Source organism: Frankia nepalensis, assembly GCF_016786325.1.
GTDB classification, from domain to species: Bacteria; Actinomycetota; Actinomycetes; order Frankiales; family Frankiaceae; genus Pseudofrankia; species Pseudofrankia nepalensis.
Genome location: NZ_JADWYU010000145.1, coordinates 66,878 through 91,463 on the forward strand (window position 1 = coordinate 66,878; position 24,586 = coordinate 91,463).

Below are 24,586 nucleotides of genomic sequence, written 5' to 3' on the forward strand. Positions count from 1 at the left end.
AGTTCCTACATCATTCTGGACAGCACCCTACGATTCTGGGTATGGAGAGCGCAATCGGTACCCCGAGCCGCGTGGCCACCCGCATCGCGGCCCAGACGGCCGGGCGGCGGCGGCCCGACTACGTCCACGAGGTGACCGAGCTGATCGAGGCGGCCCGCAAGGTCATCGACGCCAGCGGCACGGCGGCGAAGGCACGGGTCGCGGACATCGTCGCCGTGGCGGGCCTGTCCAACGACGCGTTCTACCGGCACTTCCCGTCGAAGGACGCGCTGGTCGCCGCGCTGATCGAGGACGGTGTCGAACGGGTCGCCGCCGTCCTCGCCCGCCGGATGGCCAAGGAGCCCGCGGCCGAGGGCAAGATCCGCTGCTGGCTCGACGGTGCGCTCTCCCAGGCCGACGAGACCCAGGCCGCGTCGACCTCGGCCATCCTGTCGAACAGCAGCAACTTCAACACCGCCATCCCGACCGGTGACCACAGCGCGAAACGGCCGCTCGCCGAGCTTCTCCACGAGCCGTTCACGCTGCTCGGCAGCGCCACGCCCGAACTCGACGCCGAACTCGTCACCCACGCCGTCTACGGCAGGGTCAGCGGACATCTCAAGGCCGGCACCCGTCCCACGCCCGACGAGGCGGACCGCCTTCTGCGGTTCTGCGTGTCGACGGCCCGCGACAGCGCGGCGCCGAAGTGAGCGGCCGGCACGACTTCCAACCCGTCGGGCCCAACGAGCTGCGCTGGCACGACGAGCTGCCGCCCGATCCCGCCCGCCGACGCCGGCCACACGTCCTGGCCGATGCCCGCGGTGTCGCCGTCGCGCTCGGGGCGTCCCTGTTCCGGAACCCGCCCGCCGGGTGCCGGTGGTGTCTGGGCCATGGCCGGTCCCAGCACGGTCGCGGAGTTCGGCGACGCCGACCGCGACAGGCGTCCCCGGGGACCGGCCCGGCCATGTCCATCAGCCGGCGTGGCAGTCGATACCGGTCACGTTCAGGTTCCGGATCGTCTGGCAGTAGCTCTCGCGGCTGACCTGCCAGCCGACCGCGGTGCGCAGCGCCCTGGTCTCCAGGTCAATCACGATGCCGTCTATCGGGCTGCCGTCAGCGTTGCGCAGCGTGTGAGGGGCGCTGGTCGGTATCGCGTTCGGATCGTCGAACCAGAGGAGCAATGGACGACGAGCATGCGGAGCCGGTGATCGGCCATAGTCTGGTCTGGGACCGGTCAGCCGGCGCACCACGAGCGACAGGCGGCGGAAACAGGGGGCGGGCGGTCGATGGACGTCCTCTCGCCGGCGGAGATCGCGGAGTTCGCGGACGTGTTCGCGGATCCGGGGGCGGCGCGGCGGCTGCTGGTGGCGGCCGGGCTCGGCGCGGGCCGGCATCCGTCCTGGCAGGCGCCCGACGCCTACGCGTTCTGGACCGACGTCTCCCTACTGATCGCCCACGGCATCCGGCCGGGTCTTCGGGAGGCGTTGTTCGCCGAGGCGGCGCGGTTGTTCCCGGGCAACAGGGTGTTCACCGGCAGGGCCGGTGGTGGACCACCGCGGAGCCGGATGCAGCCGGCGTGGGAGCTGCTGCCGTCTCTACCGCCCCGGCATGTGGCCCGCGACGCCGATCTCGCCGCGCTGCGCGCGCTGCTGGCCGACCCGGTGGCCGGCCAGGTGGTCGGCGTGTGGGCGATGGGAGGCGCCGGCAAGTCGACCGTGGCGACCGCTCTCGTGCACGACCTCGCGGTGCGGGCCATGTTCCCGGACGGGATCGTGTGGGCGCAGGTCGGACCCACCCCGGACCTCATCGGCCTTCTCGGCCATGTGCTGGCCGCCTTCGGCGACCTGGCCCGCATCGGCGACGTCACGGACGGGGCGCGCCGGCTGCGGACGCTGCTGGCCGGCGCCCGCTGTCTGATCGTCCTCGACGACGTCTGGGACATCGCCGTCGTCGAGGCCTTCCAGCCGCCAGCCGGGGTGCGGGTCCTGGTCACGTCCCGGAGCCGGCAGACCTGGTATGCCGACGCCGGCGGACATGAGCTGGCGATGGCCGACGAGGACGTCTCCCGCCGGGTCCTGGCCGCCCACGCCGGTTGCGGCCCCGAAGAGCTTCCACCCGTCACCGGCGAGATCGTCCAGCGCTGCGGCGGACTGGTCCTGGCGCTCGCGCTGGTCGGCTCGATGGTCCGCCTGGGAATCCGCTGGGACAGTGCCGCGCAGCGGCTGCGCCGCACCGACCTGGACAAGCTCGCCGCGCGGTTCGCCGGCTACCCACATCCGAACCTGCTCGCCGCGCTCGACGCCTCCGTCCTGGCGCTCCCCGCCGCCGAAGCCGACCGTTTCCGTGAGCTGGCCGTCTTCCAGCACCGCGGCCCGGTCCCGCTCGCCGCCGTGATCCTGCTGTGGCAACGGACCGCCGGTCTCGACCCGCTCGACGCGGAGGACCTCCTCAACCTGCTGGCGCGGCGCTCCCTGGTCCGAGCACAGCCGGCGACGGCCACGGTGACCCTGCACGACCTGCTGTTCGACTACATCCGCGCCACCCTCGATCGGCCGGTCGCGGGCCTTCACCGGCTGCTGGCCAGCGCGCTGGTCGAGCGTTGGGGCGGCCTGCCCGACCTGCCGGGCCTGCGTGACCCGTATGACGACGCCGACCGGTACGGCCTGGCCGCCCTCGTCGCTCACCTGCTCGCCGCGGGCGACCCGGACACCATCGACGCGGTCCTCGCCGCCGAACGACGAGGGCCGGCCGGCCGGGCCGAGAGCACCTGGTACGGCGCCCACGAAGACCTCGGCCGCACCGGCGACTACCTGGTCGCGGTCCGCGCCGCCTGGGCCGACGCGCGCACCCGCCAAGCCGGCGGCGACCCCGCGGCTCTCGCTCGCCAAGCCACCTACGCCCTCATCCTTGGCTCCGTCACCAGCCTCGCGGACAACATTCCGGCCACGCTGCTCGTCCGCCTCGTCGAGACGGGACTGTGGGCGCCGATCCGGGCGCTCGCCTACGCCCAGGCGACTTCCGAGCCCCATGGCCGCGCGGCGGCGCTGACCGCGCTGGCGGACCACCTGCCCGTAGACCTGCGTCACCTTGCCCACGCCCAGGCGTTCACCGCGGCCACCAGCATCGACCGGCCCGACGCGCGCGTGCGAGCGTTGATCGTGCTGGCGTCCCAATTTCCTGACACCTGGCGGGAGGACGCCGTCACTGCGGCGCTGGCGGCCGCGACCGACATCGAGTCGAGCGCGGACAGGGCGCGGGCGTTCGTGGCGTTGGCGCCGCTCCTGCCCGCCGAGGGACGCGCGCGGGTGCTCACCCAGGCGCTGGAAGCGGCCGCCGCCGTCGGCGCGCTCTCCGATCAGGCAGCGATCCTGGCCACGCTGGCGCCCATGCTGCCCCCCGACCTGCTTGGTCAGGCGCTCGACGCCGCGACCGCCATCACCTACTCGCCGGCCCGGGCGGAGGCATGGGCCGGACTGGTGCCCTACCTGCCAGCCGGCCAGCGGCAGCAGCTCATTGCCCAGGCGCTCGACGCCCTCATCGCCGAGGGCTCCCTCGTGACGGGGGCAGCGTGGCTTCGTCTGGCGCCGCTGCTGGCCGACGACCAGCTCGGCAAGGCGCTGGTCACGGCCACCGCCCTGTTACGCGGCTCCGGGCGGACAGACGTGTTGATCGTGCTGACGGCACGGTTGTCGCCTGACGAGCGCCGGTCCGTCCTCGCTCGGGCACTCACGACCGCCGATGCTCTCGTTCAACCCGATCACCGGGCGGAGGCGTTGGCCGGACTGGCACCACACCTGCCGACCAACCAGCGTCGACCCGTCCTCACCGACGCGCTGGCCGCGGCCGCCGCCATCGGGTACAAGCCGACCCGAGCCGCCGTCCTGGCGGCACTGGCGCCGCTGCTACCCACCGACCTGCTCGACCGCGCGCTCGTGGTCGCCAGAACCGTCGATCCGACGGATGTGGCGAAGATCCTGGCCGCGCTGGCGCCGCGGGTACCGGCCGATCGGCGCCGGCCGGTCCTCGCCGAGGCGCTGGAAGCCGCGATCACCCTCCACTACCTAGGCGACAGAGCGGACGCGGTGGCCCGGCTGGCGCCACAACTGCCCGCCGACCTGCTCGGCCAGGCGCTCACCGCGGCGACCACGATCAGGGAACCGCACCTCTCGGGGCAGCTGGTGGCCCGACTGGCGCCCTGTCTGCCCGCCGACCTGCTCGGCCAGGCACTCCTCGCGGCCACCACGATCGACCAGCCAGAAGACACAGCGCGCGCGCTGACCCGGCTGGCGACCGAACTGCCCGCCGACGAGCGCGCGCCGGTCCTCGCCGAGGCGCTGACAGCCGCCGCCGCGGTCGAGAGACCGGACTACCAGGCACGCGCGCTGACCGCGCTGGCGCCACTGCTGCCCGCCGGACAGCGTCGGACGGCCCTCGCTCAGGCCCTGACCGCCGCCAGCGCCTGCCAGTCGGAGGACCAGGCGTCGACGTTGCGGGCGTTGGCGCCCCACCTGCCCGCCGACCTGCTCGAAACCGCCTGGACCCTGGCCACCGACATCTGGGAACGACAGGATCAGGTGCGGGCGATGGCCGGGCTGGCGCCGTACCTGCCCGCCGCGCGGCGCGCACGGATCGTCGCCGGGACGCTGAACGCCGTCCGCGCCCTCATGCCGTTCAGCCAGGCCGAGGCCCTGACCAGTCTCGCGCCGTCGCTGCCCACCGCGCGGCGTCGATCGCTTCTCGCGCGGGCGCTGAAAGCCCTCGCCGCGTTCCCCTCCTGGCTGGCCGCCCGGTCACTGGACAACCCCATCACGGCGACCGACTGGTCGACCGAACGGGCCGACATGATCGAGCGTCTCGCGCCGCAGCTCCCGGCCGGTCTGATCGAGGAGGCGTTGCGGGTGGCCACCGCGATCAAAGATCCGCTCGCCCGCGCACGAGCAGTGGCCGTCCTGGCGGCGCGGCTGCCCGCCGATCGGCGCGTCTCAGTCCTCACCGAGCAGTTGGAGGCCGTGGCCGCCGTCAGGTGGCCGGCTTCCCGGGCACGCGCCCTGGCCACGCTGGCGCCGCACCTTCCGGCCCTCCAGCTCCAGCCGGCCCTCACCGAAACGCTGGAAGCCGCCGCCCGCGAGGAGGCGGACGAACAGTCGCGGGCATTGGCCGTGCTCGCGCCGTATCTCCCGGCCGACCAGCGTGGGACGGCGGTCGCGCAGGCACTCGAGCTGGCCGCCCAGTCCGGCAGGTCGACGGTCGTCCTCGTCCTGCCGGCGGTACTCGGCACCGACCGCGCCGAAACGCGAACAGCGGTCGTCTCCGCGCTGCTCCGCGCGCGGCGCTGGTGGCCCTAGCGGCAAGCCGCCGACGGCGGATCATGACATCGGTCTGCGCGGCGGCCCGGCGCCCTTATCGGATGGGCACGCTATCGGATGAAGGCGGGCAGGGTCTCCCAGCCGCGGACGGTGGCGGTTGACGCGAGCTTGGCGTTCTCGGTGTCGATGTCCCATTCGGGAAAACGCCGCAGGATCTCCTCGAGCGCGACCCGGCCCTCGACGCGGGCGAGCGAGGCGCCCAGGCAGAAGTGGGCTCCGTGGCCGAACGACAGCGACGGTCCTGCGGCCCGGTGAATGTTGAAGCTGTCGCCGTCGGGACGATGGCGTTCGTCCCGGTTGGCCGAACCCACCAGAAGGCTGATCGCGGCCCCTTCGGGCACGGGAGTGCCGTGGAACTCGGTGTCCCGAGCCACGTAGCGGGCCACGTTGCTGGCTGGCGGCTCGAAGCGCAGGATCTCCTCGATCGCCCGGGGAATGAGCGAACGGTCTCGAACCAGGTCGGCGCGCTGGTCGGGATGATCGGCGAGGAGCTTGCCCGCCCACCCGATCAGCCGCGTGGTGGTCTCGCTCCCCGCGCCCGCGATGACCGCGACGTAGGTCAGGACCTCCTCGCGGCTCAGCCGCCGCGACACCCCCGACTCATCCACGAACTCGGCGTTGAGCAGGTCGGTCATGAGATCGTCCGACGGATGCTTCGCGCGCCAGTCGATGTACTCCGCGAACATGTCCGCGCCGATGTCCAGGCGCCCGCCGAAGCTCATCTTCGCGCCGGGCTTGGTGCGAAGGTTCGCGTCCGCGGTCTCGCGGACCGCGTCCTGGTCCTGAAGCGGGATGCCCAGCAGCATGCCGATGACCCGCACCGGCATCTGCGCACCGAGGTCGGCGATGAAGTCGAAGCGGTCCGCCCCTGTCAACGGGTCCAGGGAGGCGGCGCAGTATTCCCGCACCTGGGGCTCGAGCGCGTTCATCCTCCGCGGGGTGAACACCCGCGAGAGAAGATTGCGGTAGACCGTGTGGCGAGGCGGGTCCTCGAAGATCAGTGTCCCTGGCGGCAGCTGAACATTGGCCTTGATCAGCTCTAATATGGCGCCTCGCCCCGAGGTGAACGTCTCCTTGTCGTGCAGGCCGCGCTCGACGTCGTCGTAGCGGCTGACGGCGAAGAAGTCGTGGCGCTCGTTGTAGTAGAGCGGCGCCTCGTCGCGAAGTCGGCGAAACGTCGGGTAGGGGTCGGCGTAGATGTCGACGTCCCAGGGGTCCCAGTACACCTGGTCACGATCAGTAGCCATCATGCGCACCCTTCCGCGAGGTTCGCGTCATAAGCTATGACGTGAACATTGATAGCGTGCGCCTCCGGCAGTCGCAAGAGATGCGGGGCCCCGGGTCCGCGGCTCCGCCGGGGCCGTGACCATGGACCGGACGTCGTCGCGCGGAGCGCCGGAGCGTGCTGTGCGGCGGCTCTGGCCACCACGTCGGCGACTCTGGCCACCATGTCGACGGCGCGTTCCGACCACCTGGCGCGCGCGGGTCTCCCCCGACCTGCCGTAGCCTTGCCGAATGGCCGATATTCGCAGGTCCCCGAACTGGAGGCGACGCTGAGCGAACCAGGCGCCATCCGGCCGCGCTATGACAGCCCGCTGCGACGTGAGCGGGCCGCCGCGACGCGCGCCCGCATCGTGGCCTCGGGTGCCGAGATCCTGCACGGTATGCCGATCTGGAACTGGCGGGCCCTGACGGTACGGGCGGCGGCGGAGCGGGCGGGGGTCTCCGAGCGCACGGTGTACCGCCACTTTGCCACAGAACGTGACCTGCGCGAGGCGGTCATGGCGAAGCTGGAAAGCGAATCGGGTGTCAACGTCGAGGACCTGACTCTCAGCGGCATCCGGAAGAAGGCCGAGCGCCGCTTCGGCTACGTCGCCTCGTTCCCCCTCCAGGAACGAATGGAACGAGATCCGACGGTCGCCGCCGCCAACGAACGACAGCGCGCCGCGCTCATGGCGGCGCTCGGCCCCGAAACCGACGGCTGGCCCGACGAGGCCCGCGCCATGGTCGCGGCGGTGTTCGACGTGTTGGGAAGCGTCGTTTCCTACGAGCGCGCGGTGATGGACTGGAACCTGCCGGCCGATCGCGCGATCGCCGCGCTCAGCTGGGCGATAGCCCTCGTCGAGGACGCCGTCAGGGCCGGCCAGCACCCCGAACAGTAGTCCGACCAGGACCGCGGTCCCGCCAGTCGCGAAAAGGTTCACGTCGCCGACGGGCGCGCCGCTCGCAAGGAATCCGCCACGAACCACCAGGCAAGATCCAGCGGCGAGGATCGCGCCGACAGGCGGCGCGGCCCTCGCGGTCAGACCTGGCAGCAGGCGGCGCGCAGACGTGACCAGTTCTCGCGGGTGGCGTCGTCGCTGGGGAAGAACGACTCCAACCGAAGCTCCTGCGCCGTGACGTCGATCGGCGTGCCGATCGTGGACACCACGGAGAACAGGTTGAGCGGTACGCCGTCCACCTCGAACCGCACGTCGACCACCGGCGCGGCCTCCAGCCCCGCGCCCGGGGCGGCGAGCAGCGCGGCGACGTCGGACCTGGCGCGCAGCCCGCGCACCAGCTCAGCGGTCCGGTCGTCCAGAACGCCGCCCACAGCCTCGCGACGCGCCCGTTCCAGAAGATGCGGGACGACGCTGTCCCAGTTCCGGACCGCCCGCCGGACCGGCCCAGGCCCGATGACCATCTCGAGCACGTTGGCCGGCTCGGGCATCGGTTCGGGCGCGCACAACCGCCCGAACAACAACTGAGCACCCTGGTTGGCCCGCAGCACGTCCCAGCTTCGGTTCAGCACCACGGCGGGCAGCGGATCATGCTGCTCGAGCATCGCCGTCAGTGCCGCGCTCACCTGGCGCAGCTGCGGGCTGTCGAGCGGCTCGCCGGCGTACGACGGCGCGTAGCCACCCGCCAGCAGCAGCACGTTGCGGTCGCGCAGCGGAACGTCGAGCGTGCGGGCCAGCCGCTCGATCATCTGGCGGCTGGGCCGGGCCCGCCCGCTCTCGACGAAGCTCACATAGCGCGGAGTGCTCCCGGCCGCGGACGCCAGGTCGAGCTGGCTGAGCCGGCGAAGGCGCCGCCAGTGCCGCAGCTGGTCGCCGAGCGCCGAACCAGGCGACGACGCGGAGCCCACCATCACCATGGCCAGGACGCTATCCGGTCGCCGGCTTCGCATCCCTTCCCTGCCAGGGAATCGCGCCGCCTCCCGCGGTCCGGGCAGGCTGCGGGCGGCCGCCGACCGTCGGCGGCATCGAGAAGAGGCCACGATGAAGCTCACCGTCCACACCGCCGAATCCGCCCCGGCCGAGGCCGCGGCGCTGCTGCGCGGCATCGCCGACGACCTCGGCGTCGTCCCCAACCTGGCCGCCGCGATGGCCACCTCCCCGGCGCTGCTCGCCGGGTTCGACGGGCTGCGCCGCGCCCTCGGGACAGCCCGGCTCCCCCGGCAGGAACGCGAGGTGGCCGGCCTCGCCGTCGGCGTCGCCGTCGACAACGCCTACGGCGTCGCCTTCCACTCGACGATGCTGGACCAACTCGGCGTCGGCGCCTCGGACGTGGACGCGATGCGTGCCGGGCGGGAGCCAGCCCAGCCACGCGCCGCCGCCGTGTACGCGCTCGCCCGTTCCCTCGCGCTCGGACGCGGCAAGGTCGACGACGCGGTCCTCGACCGCGCGGCGGCGGCCGGCCTCGACGACACCCAGATCCTCGACGTCGTCCTCGAATGCGCGCTCGCGAGCCTGGTCGGCCTCGTCGACAACCTCGCCGACCGGGTCGAACTGGACGGCTTCCTGCTCGCCCGAGCTCTCTAGCGGCGGTTACCGGCCCTACGGCCGGCGCTGGCCGCGCACGTCGGTCACGGCGCCGCCGGGGGGCTGATAGGTGCCCTGCAGGACCGGGCCGGCCGTCTGCGGGGTCGGCCAGAAACGCGGGTCCTGCCCCGTCGGCTGGAACGTGACGGTGCCCGCGCCGGCGGCGACCGCCCCGTCCGCGGGCCAGGTCAGCGACGTGTCGCGCAGGACCGCTCCCGACACCACCCGGTCGTTGAGGGCGGTCGTTCCGTCGGGAAACAGGCAGAGCGTGCCGAGCGCGGACCAGGCGCCGGCAGTCCCGCGCACCGTCAGGTCGTACGCCCCGACGTAGGGACTCACCGGGTTCGTCGGCGCGATCGCCGGAGGCCCCGCGACGGTCGTGACCGTGCCGGCGATCCTCGTGGCGTTGCGGGTCGCCGAGAGGTCGACGGGCCGGCCGAACTCGCCGCTCCACCGGCCGACGAGTCCCGCGGTGCCGGCGGGAACCCGCGTCCACATCGACTGCCTGATCTGGGTGGCGGACCGGGCGCCGTTCCACAGGCGTACCTCGGCGACCTGCCCGGTCAGCGCCCGGAACTGCTCCTGGGACTGTTCCGTCGTGCCGACGGTCAGGCTCAGGCTGTTGTTGACGTTCAGCGGCGGAGCCGCGTTGCCGTTCGTGGTCGCGCCCACCTGCTGCCCGTCGACGTAGAGGACCAGGGAGGTGCCCGACCGCACCGCCGCGACGTGGTGCCACTGGCCGTCGAGGACGGCGGACGACGGCGTCGTGATCTCGAAGAAGCCGAAGCCGCTGTCGGTGGCGAACTTCAGCGAGCCGCCGGGCCGCGCCACGACGAGGAACCCGCCGTTGCCCGCCCCGCCCGCTGTCCCCTTCCGCGCGACGACGGTGCCGGGGCCGGTGGCGCGCAGGGCCGCCTCGACGGTGAAGTCGCCGGCGCCGAAGTTGTACGCGGCGGCGGGGTTCGCCGCCAGGTAGCCGGCGCCGGAGACGGCGAAGGCCGTGTTCGACGGCGGCGCCGTGACCGGCGGCGGCGGGAACACCGCGTCGACGGCGGCGCGCACCGCGTCGGGCTGGTAGCGGTTGGTCCCGGTCAGCACGGCCGTCAGCGCCGCCGCGTCCAGCGTCGGCGCGACGCGCCGGTCGCACAGGACGCGGGCGAGCTCCGTCGCGGTCAGGGACGGGTAGACGGACGCGTCGAGCAGCGCATTGGCGATCACCTGCGGGGTGAACCCGGCGGCGGCCAGCGCGGCCGCGACGTTCAGCGCGGCGGGGACGTTCGCCGGGGCGGGGGCGGTCGGAGTCGTCATCGGTACAGCTCCCGGATCTGTGCTGCCTCGGTCATGATCGGGGTGAGCGTCGACGTGGTCAGCTCGGGGAAGCAGGCGAGCAGGGTCGCCTGCACGTCGGCGTCGGTGTGCCCCACGATCAGCAGGGCCGCGCCGAGGACCGCTGGCCGGGCGAGCCCGACGCCGTCGGCCCGGGCGAGCGCGTACGCGGACCGGCGCGGGTGGAGCCCGGCGAACGACGTCCTGCGCCGGCGCGCCGCCTCCGGCAGCGAGCAGGGCTCGCCCCGGACCGCGTCGCGCGCGGCGGTGACGGCGGGGTCCTGCGCGGCGGCGAGCGCGCTCGCGATGTCCGCCGCGCTGGCGGTCGGGATCGCCTGGCGCGTCCTTGTCGCGACCTGGTCGGGCGGCACGCCGGTGTCGGCGAGCGCCCAGGCCAGCAGGAACGCCGAGGCGGGTTGCCCGGTGTAGGCGGCCGTCAGCGCGTTCGCCTGGTCGGTGGCGCCGGCCGCCGGGTCGATCGCGCGCAGCCGGGCGCCCGCCACGGGCGGGCTCACCAGCCGCGCGATCGACGCGACGTAGCTCGTCGCCCGCGCGGCGGCGGGTTCCTCGTACGCGTACTTCAACGCGACGGCGACCAGCGTCGCCCGCTCGTCCGGGGTGAGCGACGCGAGCGCGGGGGCCTGGGCGATGACGTTGCCGGTCACGACCGGGGGCACCTTCAGCGCCGCCAGGGCGCGGGCGAGGGCGACGGCGCGGTCCGCGCGGACCATCCCGGCCGACACGGTGAAGGCCGCCTGCCCGAGCGGCAGGAGTTCGGCCGCCGTCCGGGTCGGCGTCGCGCCGAGGCCCTGGCCGGCGACCAGGAGCGCGGCGGCGAGACCGAGCTGGGCGTTCGCGGAGCCGAAGTAGTTCGTCAGCAGCGGCACGACGGTGCCGGACGCCGTCAGCGCCGGCGCGGCCGGCGCGACGATCCCGCGCGGCAGCGTCGCCGGGTCGCGGATCGCCGCGAGCAGCGGCGGGGTGATCGCCGTGGAGTCGAGGCCGTCGTAGGCGGAGCGCAGCGCGGCCGCCACCGCGACGGTGTCGGTGAGCACGTCGAACAGGCGCGACGCCATGGCGCGGTCGGCGACGGTGTCGGCCCACAGCGCCGCCGTCCCGAACAGGAAGCCGCGGGTCCGGCCCACGCCGAAGTCGGTGCCCGCCGCGGTGCCGGCCGCGATCGCGCCGAAGGACAGGGTGACCGCGCCGCCGCGGGTCAGCGCGCTCACGCGGTACCGGGTCGCGTCGCGCAGCCCGGGTGCCCGCGGCAGCGAACGGATGATCTCGACGGCGGCGACGGTGGCGCCCGCGCCGCCGGCCCCGAGCGTGACCGTCGCGCCGGGCGGCACGTCGACCGGCGCGACGCCGGTGGGCGTCGTCACCAGCGCGCGCAGCACGCCGTCGTCGGGCCCGGCCGGGGTCGGCGCGGCGGTCAGGTCGTTGCGCAGCGACAGCGACCAGCCGGGCGCGGTGTCGTAGACGATGGTCGCCCGCGTGCTCCAGGCGCCGACCGCGTCCGGCCGCCTGGCCCGGATCCGGACGCCGTAGGTCGTGCCGGCGGCGTAGGGCCGCCCGGCCGGGGCGGGCAGCGTCAGCGTGACCGGCGCGCTCGCGGCGCCGGCCGGCCCGGTCACGGTCGTCACCGGGGTGACGGTCGTCACCGCCACGGCCGTCACCTCGGCGAGGTACTCCGCGGCGTTCGCGACGGACGGGAAGGTCACCGTGAGCGCGCCGCCGGCCGCGCGCACGACGAGGCCCGCCGGGGCGGGCATCGTGAGCGCGGTCGCGGCGGCCGGGGCGCTCCAGTCCGCCGGGATGTCGCCGCCGAGGGGACGGACCCGCGCCGAGTAGGCACCCTCGCGGGGGTCGTCGAGGGGGACGCTCACGGTCCCGGCGCGCACGTCGGTCCGCGTCGCGATCGACGCTCCGGCCGGGTCGACGAAGGCGACCTCGTACGCGGCGCCCGCGACGGCGGCCCAGGTGGCGACGAGGGATCCGGCGCTGTAGGCGAGCGTGGCGCCCGGGGTCGGGGCCTTGGTCAGGCTCGCCGGGGCCCAGGCGCTCTGCTGGTCGCCGCGGACGGCGCGCGCCTGGCCGACGTAGGTGCCGACCGGCAGCGACGTGGCCGCGGCCTGGTGGACCAGCCGCAGCGGGCGATCCGCGAGCCCCAGCGACGCGGTGCGCAGGATCGCCCCGGTCGGCGACCGCAGTTCGGCCTCGTAGCCACCCGCGTAGCTGGCGGGCGACCAGTCCAGGGTGAAGGCGCCGTTCGCGTAGGTGAACCCGGTGACCACGGGAACGGCCGGCGTCGGGGTCGGCGTCGGCTGGCCACCTCCGCCGCCGTTACCGCCGCCGTTACCGCCGCCTCCACCGCCGCCTCCGCCACCGCCACCGCCACCGCCACCGCCGCCACCGCCACCGCCAACGGCCGCGGCGATGGCCGCCGCCGCGGCGGCCACGGCCGCGGCGGCGCCCGCCGCGGCACTTGTCGCGGCGGCCATAGCGGTCGCGGCGGCGTCGGCCGCGGCCGTGACCGCGGCGTCGACGAGGCCCTTGCACAGCAGCGTGGCGGCGTAGGCGGCCGCCTGCTCGCCGAAGACGATGCCGGCGAACGCGGCGATCTTCTCCGGGCTTCGCAGGAGCTGGAGGACGAGGTCACCCGAGGCGCGGGCGATGCCCGCCGCCAGCGCCTCCGGCAGGTCGGCGTAGCGGGTCGAGCTCGGGATCCGCACCTCGAAGGCCGGGAACGCGACCGTGACGAACGGCGTGCTCTGCCCGACCAGCGACAGCGCGTAGCTGCCCGTGAGGGAGAAGACCAGGTCGCCGCCGTCGGAGCGGACGTCCGGGTCCATCGACCACGCACTGGTGAACGCCCGCTGGGCGACGAAGTTCACCAGGGCCCCGCAGCCGTCGACCCGCGTCGCCGCGAAGAGGTCCCGGATCGCGTCGACGATGTCGATGATGTCGCGCAGCCAGGTGAAGGCCGGCCAGTTGACGATCGTGAAGCTGTCCGACCCGGTGTCGCGGGCGAGGTAGACGAAGTCGCACGCGAGCCGGCCGAAGGGCTCGATCGTCCGGCCGGCTTCGAGGTGCCCGGCGAACCGGCGGGCGCCGTCGGGGTCCTTGGACACGGCCACCGCGACGGAGCCGAACGGCTCGCCCAGGAAGTTGATGCCGGTCGCGACGCCGAAGGAGGCGTCGGTGCCGGTCGTGAAGCGCACCTCGGGACCGCCGAGGTACGGCCCGGCGCCGCCGGTCTGCGCCGTGCCGGCGAGCTGGGCGAAGACCATGTCGATCGGCCCGGTCAGCGCGATCGCCGCGGTGACGCCGACGGGCCGGCCGGCGGTGTCGGTGCGGACGTCGACGCGCGCGCGGACGTCGACGTCGACGACGAGGCGGATCGTCATGTGGGCGTCGAGGTGGTACCCGTCGAGCAGGTCGGTGTCGTCCAGGCGGGCGAGCGCCCGGGTCGGGTCGGCGCTCGCCCGGTAGTAGTAGATGCGCGAGCCCGGCCGCAGGATCAGGTCGACGTAGGTGCCCCAGTCCGAGCCCGAGCCGGTCACGCACTCGGCGAGGAACGACACGATCGAGAAGTCGCGGTCGATGGCGACGTACGCGAGCGCCGGCGACGAGTCGATCATCGCGAGCCGGGCCGCGAACGACAGGCGGGTGTCGGGCTGCCCGGCGGCCGGCGCCCGGCCGAGCGTGGCGTGCCCGCTGAGCCAGAACCGGGTCGCGCGGGGACGGGCCGGCACGGCCGGCTGGCCGGCGGTGGCCGGCACCGCGGCCTTGGCGAAGTCGATCTGGGCGGCGAGCCCGAGGTCGTCGATGCGGATGCCGGGAAGCTCGAACGGCACCACCGACTGGTCGGTCGGCGGCGGGACCGTCGCGGTGGTGACGAGCCGGTCGTCGTTGACCCGCAGGTTGACGTCGAAGCCGAGCGTCGACCCGAACACGGCGAGCCGGACGCGGGCGTCGAGGGTGAACTCCCGGGCGGCGGCGGGGCGGTAGGTCAGCCGGATGGCCGGCAGGGCCGAGGTGTGGGTGATGGTGACGAGCCCCGCGAACAGGGTGATGTCGGCGAGGTCGGCACTGAACAGCGTCGCCGTCGAGTCGGTCCGGTCGATCCGCGCGGTGAGCCGCACCGACGGCGTCGACGGCTGGCCCGCTCCCCCGGTGCCGGTGCCGCCAATGGTGATGATGGTGCCGAGCAGCGTGCCGGGCCCGCCGGTGTTCACGTCGAGCTCGGCGGTGAACAGCGCGCCGACGGGCAGCGGGTCGGTCGACCCGGCGAGGTCCGCGATCGGGGACGCGACTCCCGGGGAGGCCGCGGCCAGCGCGGTCGCGACGCGGCTCGCGAAGTCGCCGACGGTGGTGTCGCGGAGGTTCGCGACGATGAGGCGCGCGTGGCGGACCTTGACGTAGTCGTCGATGCGCAGCGCGCCGAACAGGTTCTCGAAGAGGAAGCCCTCGCCGAGCGACGCCGCCAGGGCGTAGCTGTGGCCGCCCGCCGAGGCGTCCGGCGCCGCGGGCGCGGGGTCCGAGGGGGCCGGGTTCGAGGGCGCGGGGTCCGCCGGGGCGGCGGGATGGCTGTCCGGGGCCGCGGTGGGCGCGCAGAGCAGCACCGCGTCGGCGAACCGGGAGAGGCGGCCGCGCAGAACGAGCTCGCCGGTGGTCAGGTTGGCCCACACCGCGGCGGAGTCGAACGTCGGCGTCTGGGCGTCGGCGGGCAGGACAGCGGCCCAGCGCTCGTCGGCCGCGGCGCCGCTGACGCCGTCGGCGAGCTGGGGCAGCGCGATGCGCGGCGCGTCCGTCGGCGCCACCGTCCCGGTGAGGATCGTGGGCGTGGCGGCGGTGCCGACCTGGAGACCGATCGTCGCCCGCAGGCCGGCGTAGCTCAGGGATCCGACGATCGTGACGACGGTCGGGTCGCCGGTGCGCGCGATGTCGACCGTCCCGCCGATCTGCTCGATGGACAGCGTCGCCCCGCCGATCGTCGGCTGCCAGACGAAACTGGCCAGCCCGTCGACGTGGAACAGCCCGGTGTCGGGCACCGCGCGCACGTTCGCGGTCTCGATCGTCACGCGCTCGGGGAAGGCGCCATGCGAACCGATGTCGGCGGGGAGCGCGAACTCCGTGGTGGACACGCCGTTCGCGACGGCCACCAGGTCGATCGAGACGGGGTCGGTGAGGGTTCCGCCGAACGACCAGGGGTCGGCCCCGGTCGGCTTCTCGGCGACGACGGCGATCTCGGCGTCGCCGAGGGTGACGAGGCCCGAGACCCTGCCGGTGATCCGGTCGGCCACGATCGGATACGGCGAGGCGATGGCGGCCCGCACGTCGGTGATGGACAGCCGTCCCGGCACCACCGTCCACAGATCCGGGATGAGCAGCAGGAACGACACCCCGACGAGCGCCCCGCTGTGGCTCTCGAAGCGCGCGACCGTGCGCCACAGCTCGAAACCGCTGGCCAGCGGGAGGGTGGCCGGCAGGTATCCGCCCACCGCGTCCGGCGCGAGCCAGGCGTCCAGCGCCGAGAAGCCCGGGAAGACCGCGGGGTAGGTGAACCCGATCTCCAGGCGCCACTCGTCGTCCAGACCATTTTTGATCATCGCGACGTCGAGCGGCTGCTGGCCGATCGAGACGAGACCGCGCAGCGAGCCCAGCGCCCGGGTCGGCGTGTCTCCCTGACCCGGCGACAGCGCGAGCGCGACGTCCAGCTCCGACACGACCAGCGCGTTCGGGATGACCGTCCAGGTGGTCGACTGGTGGAAGGCGAACGCCAGCCAGACCATCCGGCCGGCGTCCGCGTCGAACGCCACCCGTAACTGGGTGACGTCCAGGCCGCCGAGGGTGGCGAGGCCGACGGGGAGCCCGACCGGCGCGCCGCCCAGGGGCGCGAGCAGGTCACCGATCGTCGGGACGTGGATGACCTCGTCCTCCGCGAGACCGAGCGTCCACTCCCGGGTCCTGTCGTCGATCGGCACGGCCACGTCGACGTCGAAGGTGACCGTCCGCGGGTCGGTGCCCAGCGTGATCGATCCGACGATGTCGCCGCGCGGCGCCCAGCCGTCCGGCCCGCGCTCGACCGCGACCTCCACGGCCCAGTCCGCGAGGGTGACGACACCGCCGCCGATCGGCCAGGGCCTCGTCTGGTCGAAGCGCAGCAGCACGGTCGTGACGGCACCCGCCGCGACGTCGATGTCGAGCGCGACGACGCTCAGGCTGATCGACCCGAGCGCGCGCAGGGACTCCGGCAGCGCCGCGAGCACGTCGTCGCCGGAGAAGCCGGCGAGGGTGGCGATCGTCGCGAGCGTCGGCACCCGGTCGTCGTTCGTGACGACCAGCGTGACGGGGCCCGTCGCCGGGAAGTCGACGCGGATCGTGTAGGGCGCGCCCGCGAGGTTCACCGTGCCGCTGGCCGAGGCCGAGAACGTGGTGGTGAGGCCGCCGGGCGCCTCGGCGGCCCCGGGGGCGCGGGTGACCGCCAGCGACAGCGTGACGTTCGAGACGGCGAGCTCGGGCGCCGTGAGCAGCCGCCACGGCGCGTTGGCCACCCGGACGGTCAGCTCCGTGCGGGTCGCCTCGACTCCGTGCGGGTCGAAGGTGACGCTCAGGCCGGCGACCGTCGGGCCCGCCAGGTTCGTCAGTGTGCCGAGCGCGGTGACGACCGGCGTCGGCGTGCCGGTGAGCGCCACCGCGTCGGAGACCGTGGTGAGCTCGCCGACGGCGGCGTCCGGGTCGAGGCGCAACGTGAGCGTCCCGCGCCAGGCGTGCGGAAGGTCGAGTTCGGCCGTCGGCGTCGTGGCGCCGAGGCCCCGCAGCGTGCCGCGCGCGGTGAACGCGCTGACGTTCGGCGCGTCCTCGGGCGCGCCCGCCTCCGGCGGCGCGGTGCGCAGGGTCACCGTCGCGTCGGTCAGCGTCAGCGGATCCTGCCCGGCCCGGGAGATGGTGAGCGGGCCGGTCGGCGCCGTGGACACCAGCGTGAACCGCGGCCGGCCGGACGCGTCCGCCGTCACCGTTCCGGCGAGGGTGACCGGCAGCGTCGGGTGGTCGGTCGGGTCCATCCACTGGCCGAGGTCGGCGCCGAGGTGGGTCAGGCCGGTGAAACGCGGCTCGGTCGGGGTGTCCGGCGCGGCGGCCGGGTCCGGCGCGGTCGACGCCTCGAAGCGGGCCTCGGCGAAGGCCACGGCGTCCGGCGCGTCGGCCAGCAGCGTGTCGAAGGCGGCGCCCCAGGTCCAGCCGGCGGGCACCGTGACGGCGAGCCGGCCGCGCAGCAGCCGGTTGTCCTCGACGGTGGCGGTGAACACGCACGCCGCGCCAGTCGCCCCCATCAGCGGGGCCGTGCCGCTCAGCGTCAGCGAGGCCCCGTCGGCCGCGAGCTGGGGATCGTCCGCCGAGGCGATCGTGATCGGTCCCCGGAACGCGGCGACGAGCGACGCGGCGACCGCGTCCGCCCGTTCGGGCAGGTCCGCGGGGAACGCCGCCGCGTCGAGCCCGTAACGCCAGTCGCGCCCCGCGCCCTCGGTCGGCGCTCCGTCGGTCGGCGCCGGGTCGGGCTGGGTCCGCGCCGCGACGAGGCGGTCACGCAGCGCCGTCAGGATGGCCCGCGCGGACACCAGCCGGAACGCCACCGGGGCGCTCCACGGCCCGACCGACTCCCCGCCGTGCTCGCGCACGCTGGCCCGGTACGTCACGTCCCTGGCGAGTCCTTGCGCCACGGTCGCGGCGAACGGCGGCGCGTCCACGGTGAGCGGCCCGAGCACGACGCCGTCGTCGTCACCCGGCCCGGTGACGACCAGCTCGTGGCTCGTGCTCGCGGGGTCGGCCGTCCAGTTCAGCGAGACGCCGTCCGCGATCGGCGTCACCGTGATCGTGGGCGCGCCGAGGTCGACCGGCCGGATGCGGACCACCGGGCTCGGCGGGCCGACCACCCAGCCGCGCACGTCGTAGTCGGCGCCCGCGTGCGGCGTGAAGGTCGGTGAGGTGAGCACGACGGGGAACACGAGCCCGTCCGCCGGCAGGTCGACCTGGTAGAGCACATCGGCACCGTGCGCGACCTCGACGTGATAACCGGCGGCGCTCGGGACCGGCGTCCACCGCGCGCGCAGGTCGTGGTTCTCGTAGCTGACGGTGAGGTCGAGCAGCAGCGCGCGGCGGGGGTCCTCGCGCAGCGACACGGCGGACAGCTCGGTCCAGGTGGCGGTCGCGGCGTCGGCGACGGCGAGGTCGAGCCCCGTCAGGCCGCGCAGCGCGGCGCGCAGCTGGTCGTCGGTCGCGGCGGCGCCGGTGGCGAGGTCGCGCCAGCCCGCCGCGGCCGACAGCCGCGCGCTCAGGTCGAAGCCGCCGGCGACCGTGGCCGACGGCGCCGAGACTCCGGCGGCGCGCGCGTCGAGGCCGAGGCTGGTCGTCCCGGCGCGCAGCACCACCGCGTCCGGTCGGGTGGGCAGGTCGGTGACCGGTTCCGGCCCGAAGCGCAGCGTCGCGGACAGCGTGCCGCCCTCGAAGCCGCTCCGGTCACCGGCGACGAGACCGGGGGCGCTGAAGAACCACGGCGCCGGCGGGGTCGTGGGGCCCGCGGGCGGCTCGGAGGGCTCGGACGGCTCGGAGGGTGCCGGGTGGACGACCCGGATGGCGCCGGGTGCCGTGCCGCCCTGGACGGGGCCCGCGGCCGGGGCGATCCAGGTGGGCTGGCCGCTCAGGGGGCTTCCCGCGCCGTCGGTGGCCGTCCAGCCCTGGGCGTCGGAGGTGAAGGCGAACTCGATGGGTTCCATGTCAGATCGGCGCTCCGTCGTCACCGTTGGCGCGGTGACCGTCGACGGTCAGACCGGCAAGTTTCCGCCCCCTGGCCAGGTTGCGCAGGTTCATTCCGGCCAGGATGAAGTTGCTGACGTCGATGCTGGGCGCGCCCGCCGGATTGTCGACGAATCCGTCGATGAGCGTGTCGTACAGCCCGAGCGCGAGAGCATGGCTGAAGGGTCCGGCGTCCCGCGGTCTGCTGATGGAGGTGAACAGCAGCTCCCGGGTGTCCGGGTAGAACTTCTGGCATACCGACCAGGTGAACCCGTGCATTGGGTAGAGGTCACCTAGCGGATTGCTGCGCCGGGTCCGTACGTGTCTGATCTGGGCCATCAGGTAGGTCGTGTACCGCCACTCGACGGTGAAGGTGTTCTTGCCGACGACGAACGGCAGCGTGTCCAGCCCGCTCACGCCCCGGGTCCGCGGGCCGCGTTCGACCTCGGTCAGGTTGTCCTCGTCGTCCTCGATGGCCTGCGTCATTCTCAGCAGACTCGTCATGACGGCCGACTGCCGGGCCGAGTCGATTTCGTGGGCCGCCAGCAGGTGCACGTTGACGGCCGTGTTGCTGTCGTTGGGATAGACGCACAGGAAGGGGTTGATTCCCTCGGTGTCGGGCAGCTCGATGAGCGTGTAGCCGCCGATCACGGTGCCCGCCAGGTCGGCGTAGCTGAGCCCCGGCAGGTCCCCGGTGCGCTGCAGGTCGATGAGCGCGACGTGATACGCCCCGTCGTTGGCGATGTCGGCCGGCTGGCAGGGCACCGCGCGCAGCCGGTTGTCCGGGGTGAGCTGCCGGGCGACGTCCTTCGCGGTCAGCAGGCCCGGGACGAGCTCGGCCACCAGCGAGGCGCACCTTGCCTGACTACGGTTCGTGCCGTCGTAGGCGAACAGGAGGACGCCGTTCGTCCGTGGATATGTCGCGAACTGCGTCGCTGTGGTGAACTGCGAGCTGAGGGATCCGTTGTACGCGTAGAAGGGATTCAGCTTGCGTATCTGCCGATCGACCCGCGCGGCGGCGTCCGCGGGACCCATGAAGTCGACGAAGGTGTTGCCGGGGCCGGCGTAGAACGCGCGGTCGGCGACGTGGCCGCCGTAGGCCTCCGGGCGCACCGACACGCCGTTGAAGTAGATGTTGATGAACTGCATGTAGCCGGCGAACTCGGCGTTGGACGGAACCGGCTTCGACGTGTTGTCCTGGGTCGGGTCGTAGTAGGCACGGGCGATGACGGGCTCCTCGAACGAGTCGTCGACGCCCAGGAAGTGCGGGCCGATCTTCCAGTAGAGCCGGCCCAGCGGGGCGCGCGTCGACTCGTCGGCGACGACACCGCTCAGATACCAGAGCCCGTCAGTTCCGCGGACCGGGACCAGGGTCATTCCTCACCTCGTGGTGATCGAACGGCGGTTCGGACACCGAGCCGCCGAACCGTCGGCGTCGGTTCCGTTCGGCGAATGGCTCAGTGGGTGACCTCGTGGAGCCACGGTCCGAGCGCGTAACCGCCCGCCACGGCGTTCGCCTTGGCCGGGTTCGGGGCGTCCGTCGTCACCGGCCGCAGCGCGTTGCTCTTGTCCGTGACGTTGGACAGCAGGCCGCTCCCGTAGACCTGGACGACGAGCTTCTCGCCCGCTTTGGTGGCGTCCTGGATCTTCTTGACGCTCTCGTCCGTGGGCCGGATGACGATGTCACCGCAGATCCTGGCCCCGTACAGGTTCACGCCGAAGGCCGTGTTCCTGACCTTCTGCGCGCACTCGGTGATGTACACGCGGTCGACGGAGTTCGGGACCGTGGTCGCGTCCGGCAGGTTCCAGGTGGGCGTCTTCGCCTTGCTCACCCGGTTCATCACCTGCTGGGTCGGATGATTGTGGAACCGGACCCGGAACCCCGACGAGATGGCGACGAGCAACGGCCGCAGCGCCGACAGCGTGTAGACGTCGACACTGGACGAGCTGCCGTGGTGGTTGGCCTTGAAGACAGTGCAGTACGCCGCCCACGGAAACTTCGGCTCACCGCTCTTGTAGGTCGTCGTGGCTGGATAGAGCTTGATGAGCGCCTTGCGCAGCCTGGTCTCCACGTCGGCGTGCACGGAGTAGAACTTCTTCCCGGCCGGGTCCATGGCGTTGTCTCCGGTGTTTCCCCCGTCGGCCATGCCGTCACCGGCGATGTCTCCACCGAGAAAGTAGCGGAACGACCCGTACTCCAGCATGACCACGATGGACTGGTCGTTCTGGTCGACCTTCTTGCTCTTGCCCTCGATCGACCAGTAGTTGCCCTTCGTCCATCGCACGGCCTGTCCCGCGGCGTACACGGAGACGGTTATCGGGATGCCGTCGACGCCCGTGCCCAGAGAAATCTTCGTGAATTCCGTCTCGCCTTCGTCGGAATATCCGGCCGGATAGATCGGGAACTCGTCGGTCCACGCCTCCGACGCCGTCTTGGCCGTCTTGATGTCCTCCTTAAGGTTGAACAGGCGGTCCGTGTCGGGATCGACTTTCTTGCGGAAGGCGTTGTAGTACATGATGTCCGGCCGGTAGCGCTCGACGATCTCGACCTTGACGGTCTTCTTCTTGTTCTTGCCGACCGTCACCTTCTCCTTGCGCTCCTTGAAGACCGAGCGCAGGCCGGCGATGTGATCGTCATGGTAGTGGGTGGCGAGGATGCTGAAACCCTTGACCCAGTACTTCTTCGGGTTCACCACGCCGTGCGCCTCGAGCGCGTTGATGACGTCGCCGCCGTAGTCGTCGTCGCCGCCGTCGATCAGCAGCGCGTTGTTCACCGTCCCGAGCAGCGTCGCCTTCGCGTTTCTCCCCGTCTCGCTGAGTACCAGCGGGACCCAGTCGATGGGGTCGGTGGGCCGAGGGATCTTGGCGGCGTCGAGGGCCTGGCCGACCTTCGCCAGGTCGCGATTGATGATAAGCGTCGCGTCACCCTGGCTCACATTGATGTGATGGATCTCCAGGCTGGCGGATACCGCCACGAAGCCACACTCCCCCGGTCGAGCCCATGGCGGCAGAAATCGCGAAGGCAAACGATGATTGGTTCCCCCGAAGGCGCACGCGGGCGCCGATGTTTTCTAAACCCTAGGATGCGACCAGATTAGTGTCAAGAATGTGACACGTCGTAGTTGTCGGTAAATGACGATTCAGGACAAGGCGGGCGGTAACGGATGTGTTTCGCCCCGGGATCGCCACGCAGCGCGACGATCTCGCCGGCGGCATCCACGCCAGCCGGCCGCCCGGCCGCGTGGTTGTCCGAAAACAGCCGGGCAAAAGGCCGGCGGAGAAGCCGGCGGCGAATAAGTACATAGCCCGAACGGGCCGGGCGGGGTAAAGGATCAGGTCGATGGCTGGGACCATCGGGCGGCGTAGCGCGCGGTGCCCTCGGCGACGGCGGCGTGCACGGCGCGGGCCAGCCGCGCTCCCCACGGCGAGCGCGGGCCGCAGTACTCGACGCCCGGCCATCTCTCGGCGGGGCCGTCCGGGCAGCACACCACGATGGCGTCCGACGCGGTGCCCGTGCCGGGCACGCCGGCCTCCAGCAGCGCCTGGCTCTTGGCCTCGGTGGCCGTGACGACGGCGTTGACCAGAGCCGCGTCGCTCAGCCACACGGGCAGCAGGCAGACCAGGTTGACCGTGCCGGGACGCCACCTGGCCGCCAGCGGCGCCAGGCCGTCCGGCGCGGCGGCCCACGTCGGGTACGCCAGCCCCACCGTCGCGTCGCAGCGAACGCCGCCGTCGATGGCGCCGCACATCCGCCGGACGTCCGCGGCGGTCATCAGCCCGGCGCCGGCCCCCACCGGCAGGCCGAGCTCGGCGACGATGTCCCCGAGGTGGCCGGCGGGATCGTCACGACGGTAGTCGTGGGTCACCTCGGCGTTGACGACCCATTCCCCACGCGCGAGCCCGCCACCAAGCACCGCGCTGGAGATCATCCGCGCCGGCTCGGCGAACCGCCAGACCAGCACCGGACGCCGCTGCCCGGCACCGTCGTCGGAGTGCTCACGCTGAGCGAACCCCACCGGCAACGGCGACAAGGCCGGCGGCCCGGAAACGTCCGCGGTACCAGGGAGCCCGACGCTCACCACGGCCGGGTCGCCGATGCACCTACCGGCGGCGCGAGAGCGCCACGGGGCAAACCGTCGAGCAGTGACCACACCATGACCAACCAGCCTGCCCGACGCCGCCCGCTGACGCGCGAACGCGCGGTCATCGCCCGAATCGGTGGAGCCCCGCGGACCGGTGTGCGCGGCGGCTGCGTGGCCGTCAGCCTGATGCGCCGTCCGGGTAGCCTCCGGGCATCGCCCCCGCATTCGCGCCCCGGGAGTTGCGCCAACATGGCTGATCGAGCAGAGCCTGACAGGGGGCAGCGCGCCCCGGCTCGGGAACGGCGACGCTACGACAGCCCCGTTCGCCGCGAGCGGGCACGCGAGACCCGTGAACGGATCCTGGCGGCCGGCTGCGAGCTGGTACGCGGCTTCCCGACCTGGGACTGGCGAGGGCTCACCGTCGGTGCCGTCGCCGAGCGCGCCGGCGTCAACAAGACCACCGTCTACCGGCACTTCCCGACGGAGCGCGACCTGCACGACGCGGTGATCCTGCGCCTGGAAGACGAGGCGGGCATCTCCTACGAGGCACTCGACCTGACGAACCTCACCGAGACGATCACACGGAGCTTCGCCAACCTGTCCTCGTTCGCCGCCCGCCCCGCCGCCCACCCGGACCCGGTGACCCCGACGCTCGGCGCCGACCAACGACGCCGCGACGCCCTGCTGCACGCCCTCGACCCCGTCACGGCCAGCTGGCCCGACACCGAGCGCCAGATGGCCGCGGCCGTCCTCGACATCCTGTGGAGCAGGCTCTCCCACGAACGGCTGACCGAGGTCTGGGGCCTGCGCACCGCCGACGCCAGCGGCGCCCTCACCTGGGCCGTCGACTTCCTCCTGCACGGGATCCGCGACGGACACCACCCCACCGCCAGACCCGACCAGCCCGCCGAGTCCTAGTGCCTGCCATGCCCGGCAGCGTTCGCCCTGTGCCGGCGTGCGGCCGCGTGCTCGCCCTGTCCGACGTCACGGGGAATCGTGCCCGACATCAGAGCCAGAACCGGCGCCGCTCTCTGACCCTGATGGCTGACAGGACGTCCGGGATGCCTCGGGTGTCGGACACGATGCGGGAGAGGGGTGGCGGGGCGCCGCTGCGCCCGCCCGTCGGCAGGGCAGACATTGCCTGCGGCAGCACTGAAACGGGCCATCGGGCGCGGTGACCCGCGGGCCCCCCGGGGGCCCCCCCCCCCCCCGCCCCGCGGGGGGCGGCCCCCGCCCC

General features: G+C 73.2%; 12 protein-coding genes. 5 read left to right on the plus strand and 7 right to left on the minus strand.

The features are described from left to right. The first annotated feature begins 41 nt into the window (after positions 1-41). Positions 42-689, plus strand: coding sequence for a TetR/AcrR family transcriptional regulator (locus I6A81_RS22630; protein ID WP_203003139.1), 648 nt, complete (start codon positions 42-44; stop codon positions 687-689). A gap of 576 nt (positions 690-1,265) precedes the next feature. Continuing rightward, the gene (locus tag I6A81_RS22635; protein WP_203003138.1) at positions 1,266-5,324 is read left to right on the plus strand and encodes an NB-ARC domain-containing protein; all 4,059 of its coding nucleotides are present in this window, start codon (positions 1,266-1,268) and stop codon (positions 5,322-5,324) included. A gap of 71 nt (positions 5,325-5,395) precedes the next feature. Here the strand turns inward: I6A81_RS22635 and I6A81_RS22640 are convergent, their stop codons facing one another. Beyond that, positions 5,396-6,595 (minus strand): cytochrome P450, encoded by a 1,200-nt coding sequence (locus tag I6A81_RS22640; protein WP_407661346.1) that lies wholly within the window; start codon positions 6,593-6,595, stop codon positions 5,396-5,398. Between the two features lie 198 nt (positions 6,596-6,793). Between I6A81_RS22640 and I6A81_RS22645 the strand changes: the two genes are divergently transcribed. Next, positions 6,794-7,507, plus strand: a complete 714-nt coding sequence (locus tag I6A81_RS22645) for a TetR family transcriptional regulator (RefSeq protein ID WP_203003136.1) — start codon at positions 6,794-6,796, stop codon at positions 7,505-7,507. A 140-nt stretch (positions 7,508-7,647) separates the two neighbouring features. On the opposite strand, the gene I6A81_RS22650 is transcribed toward I6A81_RS22645, so the two are convergent. Further along, positions 7,648-8,481 (minus strand): helix-turn-helix transcriptional regulator, encoded by an 834-nt coding sequence (locus tag I6A81_RS22650; protein ID WP_203003135.1) that lies wholly within the window; start codon positions 8,479-8,481, stop codon positions 7,648-7,650. Positions 8,482-8,605: 124 nt separating this feature from the next. Here I6A81_RS22650 and I6A81_RS22655 point away from each other — a divergent pair, with 124 nt between their 5' ends. After that, entirely contained in the window at positions 8,606-9,148 is a 543-nt protein-coding gene (locus I6A81_RS22655) for a carboxymuconolactone decarboxylase family protein (RefSeq protein WP_203003134.1), read from the plus strand. Between the two features lie 15 nt (positions 9,149-9,163). Here the strand turns inward: I6A81_RS22655 and I6A81_RS22660 are convergent, their stop codons facing one another. The 5 genes from I6A81_RS22660 to I6A81_RS22680 all read right to left on the minus strand — a co-directional run bounded on the left by I6A81_RS22660 (position 9,164) and on the right by I6A81_RS22680 (position 23,289). Continuing rightward, a complete protein-coding gene (locus tag I6A81_RS22660) occupies positions 9,164-10,456 on the minus strand; it encodes a LamG domain-containing protein (protein WP_203003133.1) in 1,293 nt (430 codons plus the stop codon). Beyond that, complete coding sequence (locus I6A81_RS22665; RefSeq protein WP_203010291.1) at positions 10,453-19,248, minus strand: hypothetical protein; 8,796 nt, start codon at positions 19,246-19,248, stop codon at positions 10,453-10,455. Before I6A81_RS22665 ends, I6A81_RS22660 begins: the two co-directional genes overlap by 4 nt. A gap of 1 nt (position 19,249) precedes the next feature. After that, positions 19,250-20,644: a hypothetical protein gene (locus I6A81_RS22670; protein ID WP_203003464.1), complete on the minus strand. Its 1,395-nt coding sequence runs from the start codon at positions 20,642-20,644 to the stop codon at positions 19,250-19,252. Positions 20,645-20,724: 80 nt separating this feature from the next. Next, a complete protein-coding gene (locus tag I6A81_RS22675; RefSeq protein WP_203003463.1) occupies positions 20,725-22,242 on the minus strand; it encodes a ComEC/Rec2 family competence protein in 1,518 nt (505 codons plus the stop codon). Between the two features lie 357 nt (positions 22,243-22,599). Then, the gene (locus tag I6A81_RS22680) at positions 22,600-23,289 is read right to left on the minus strand and encodes an adenosylcobinamide amidohydrolase (RefSeq protein WP_238429239.1); all 690 of its coding nucleotides are present in this window, start codon (positions 23,287-23,289) and stop codon (positions 22,600-22,602) included. A gap of 309 nt (positions 23,290-23,598) precedes the next feature. On the opposite strand from I6A81_RS22680, the gene I6A81_RS22685 reads away from it, so the two are divergent. Next, a complete protein-coding gene (locus I6A81_RS22685) occupies positions 23,599-24,267 on the plus strand; it encodes a TetR/AcrR family transcriptional regulator (protein WP_203003461.1) in 669 nt (222 codons plus the stop codon). Positions 24,268-24,586: the final 319 nt, after the last annotated feature.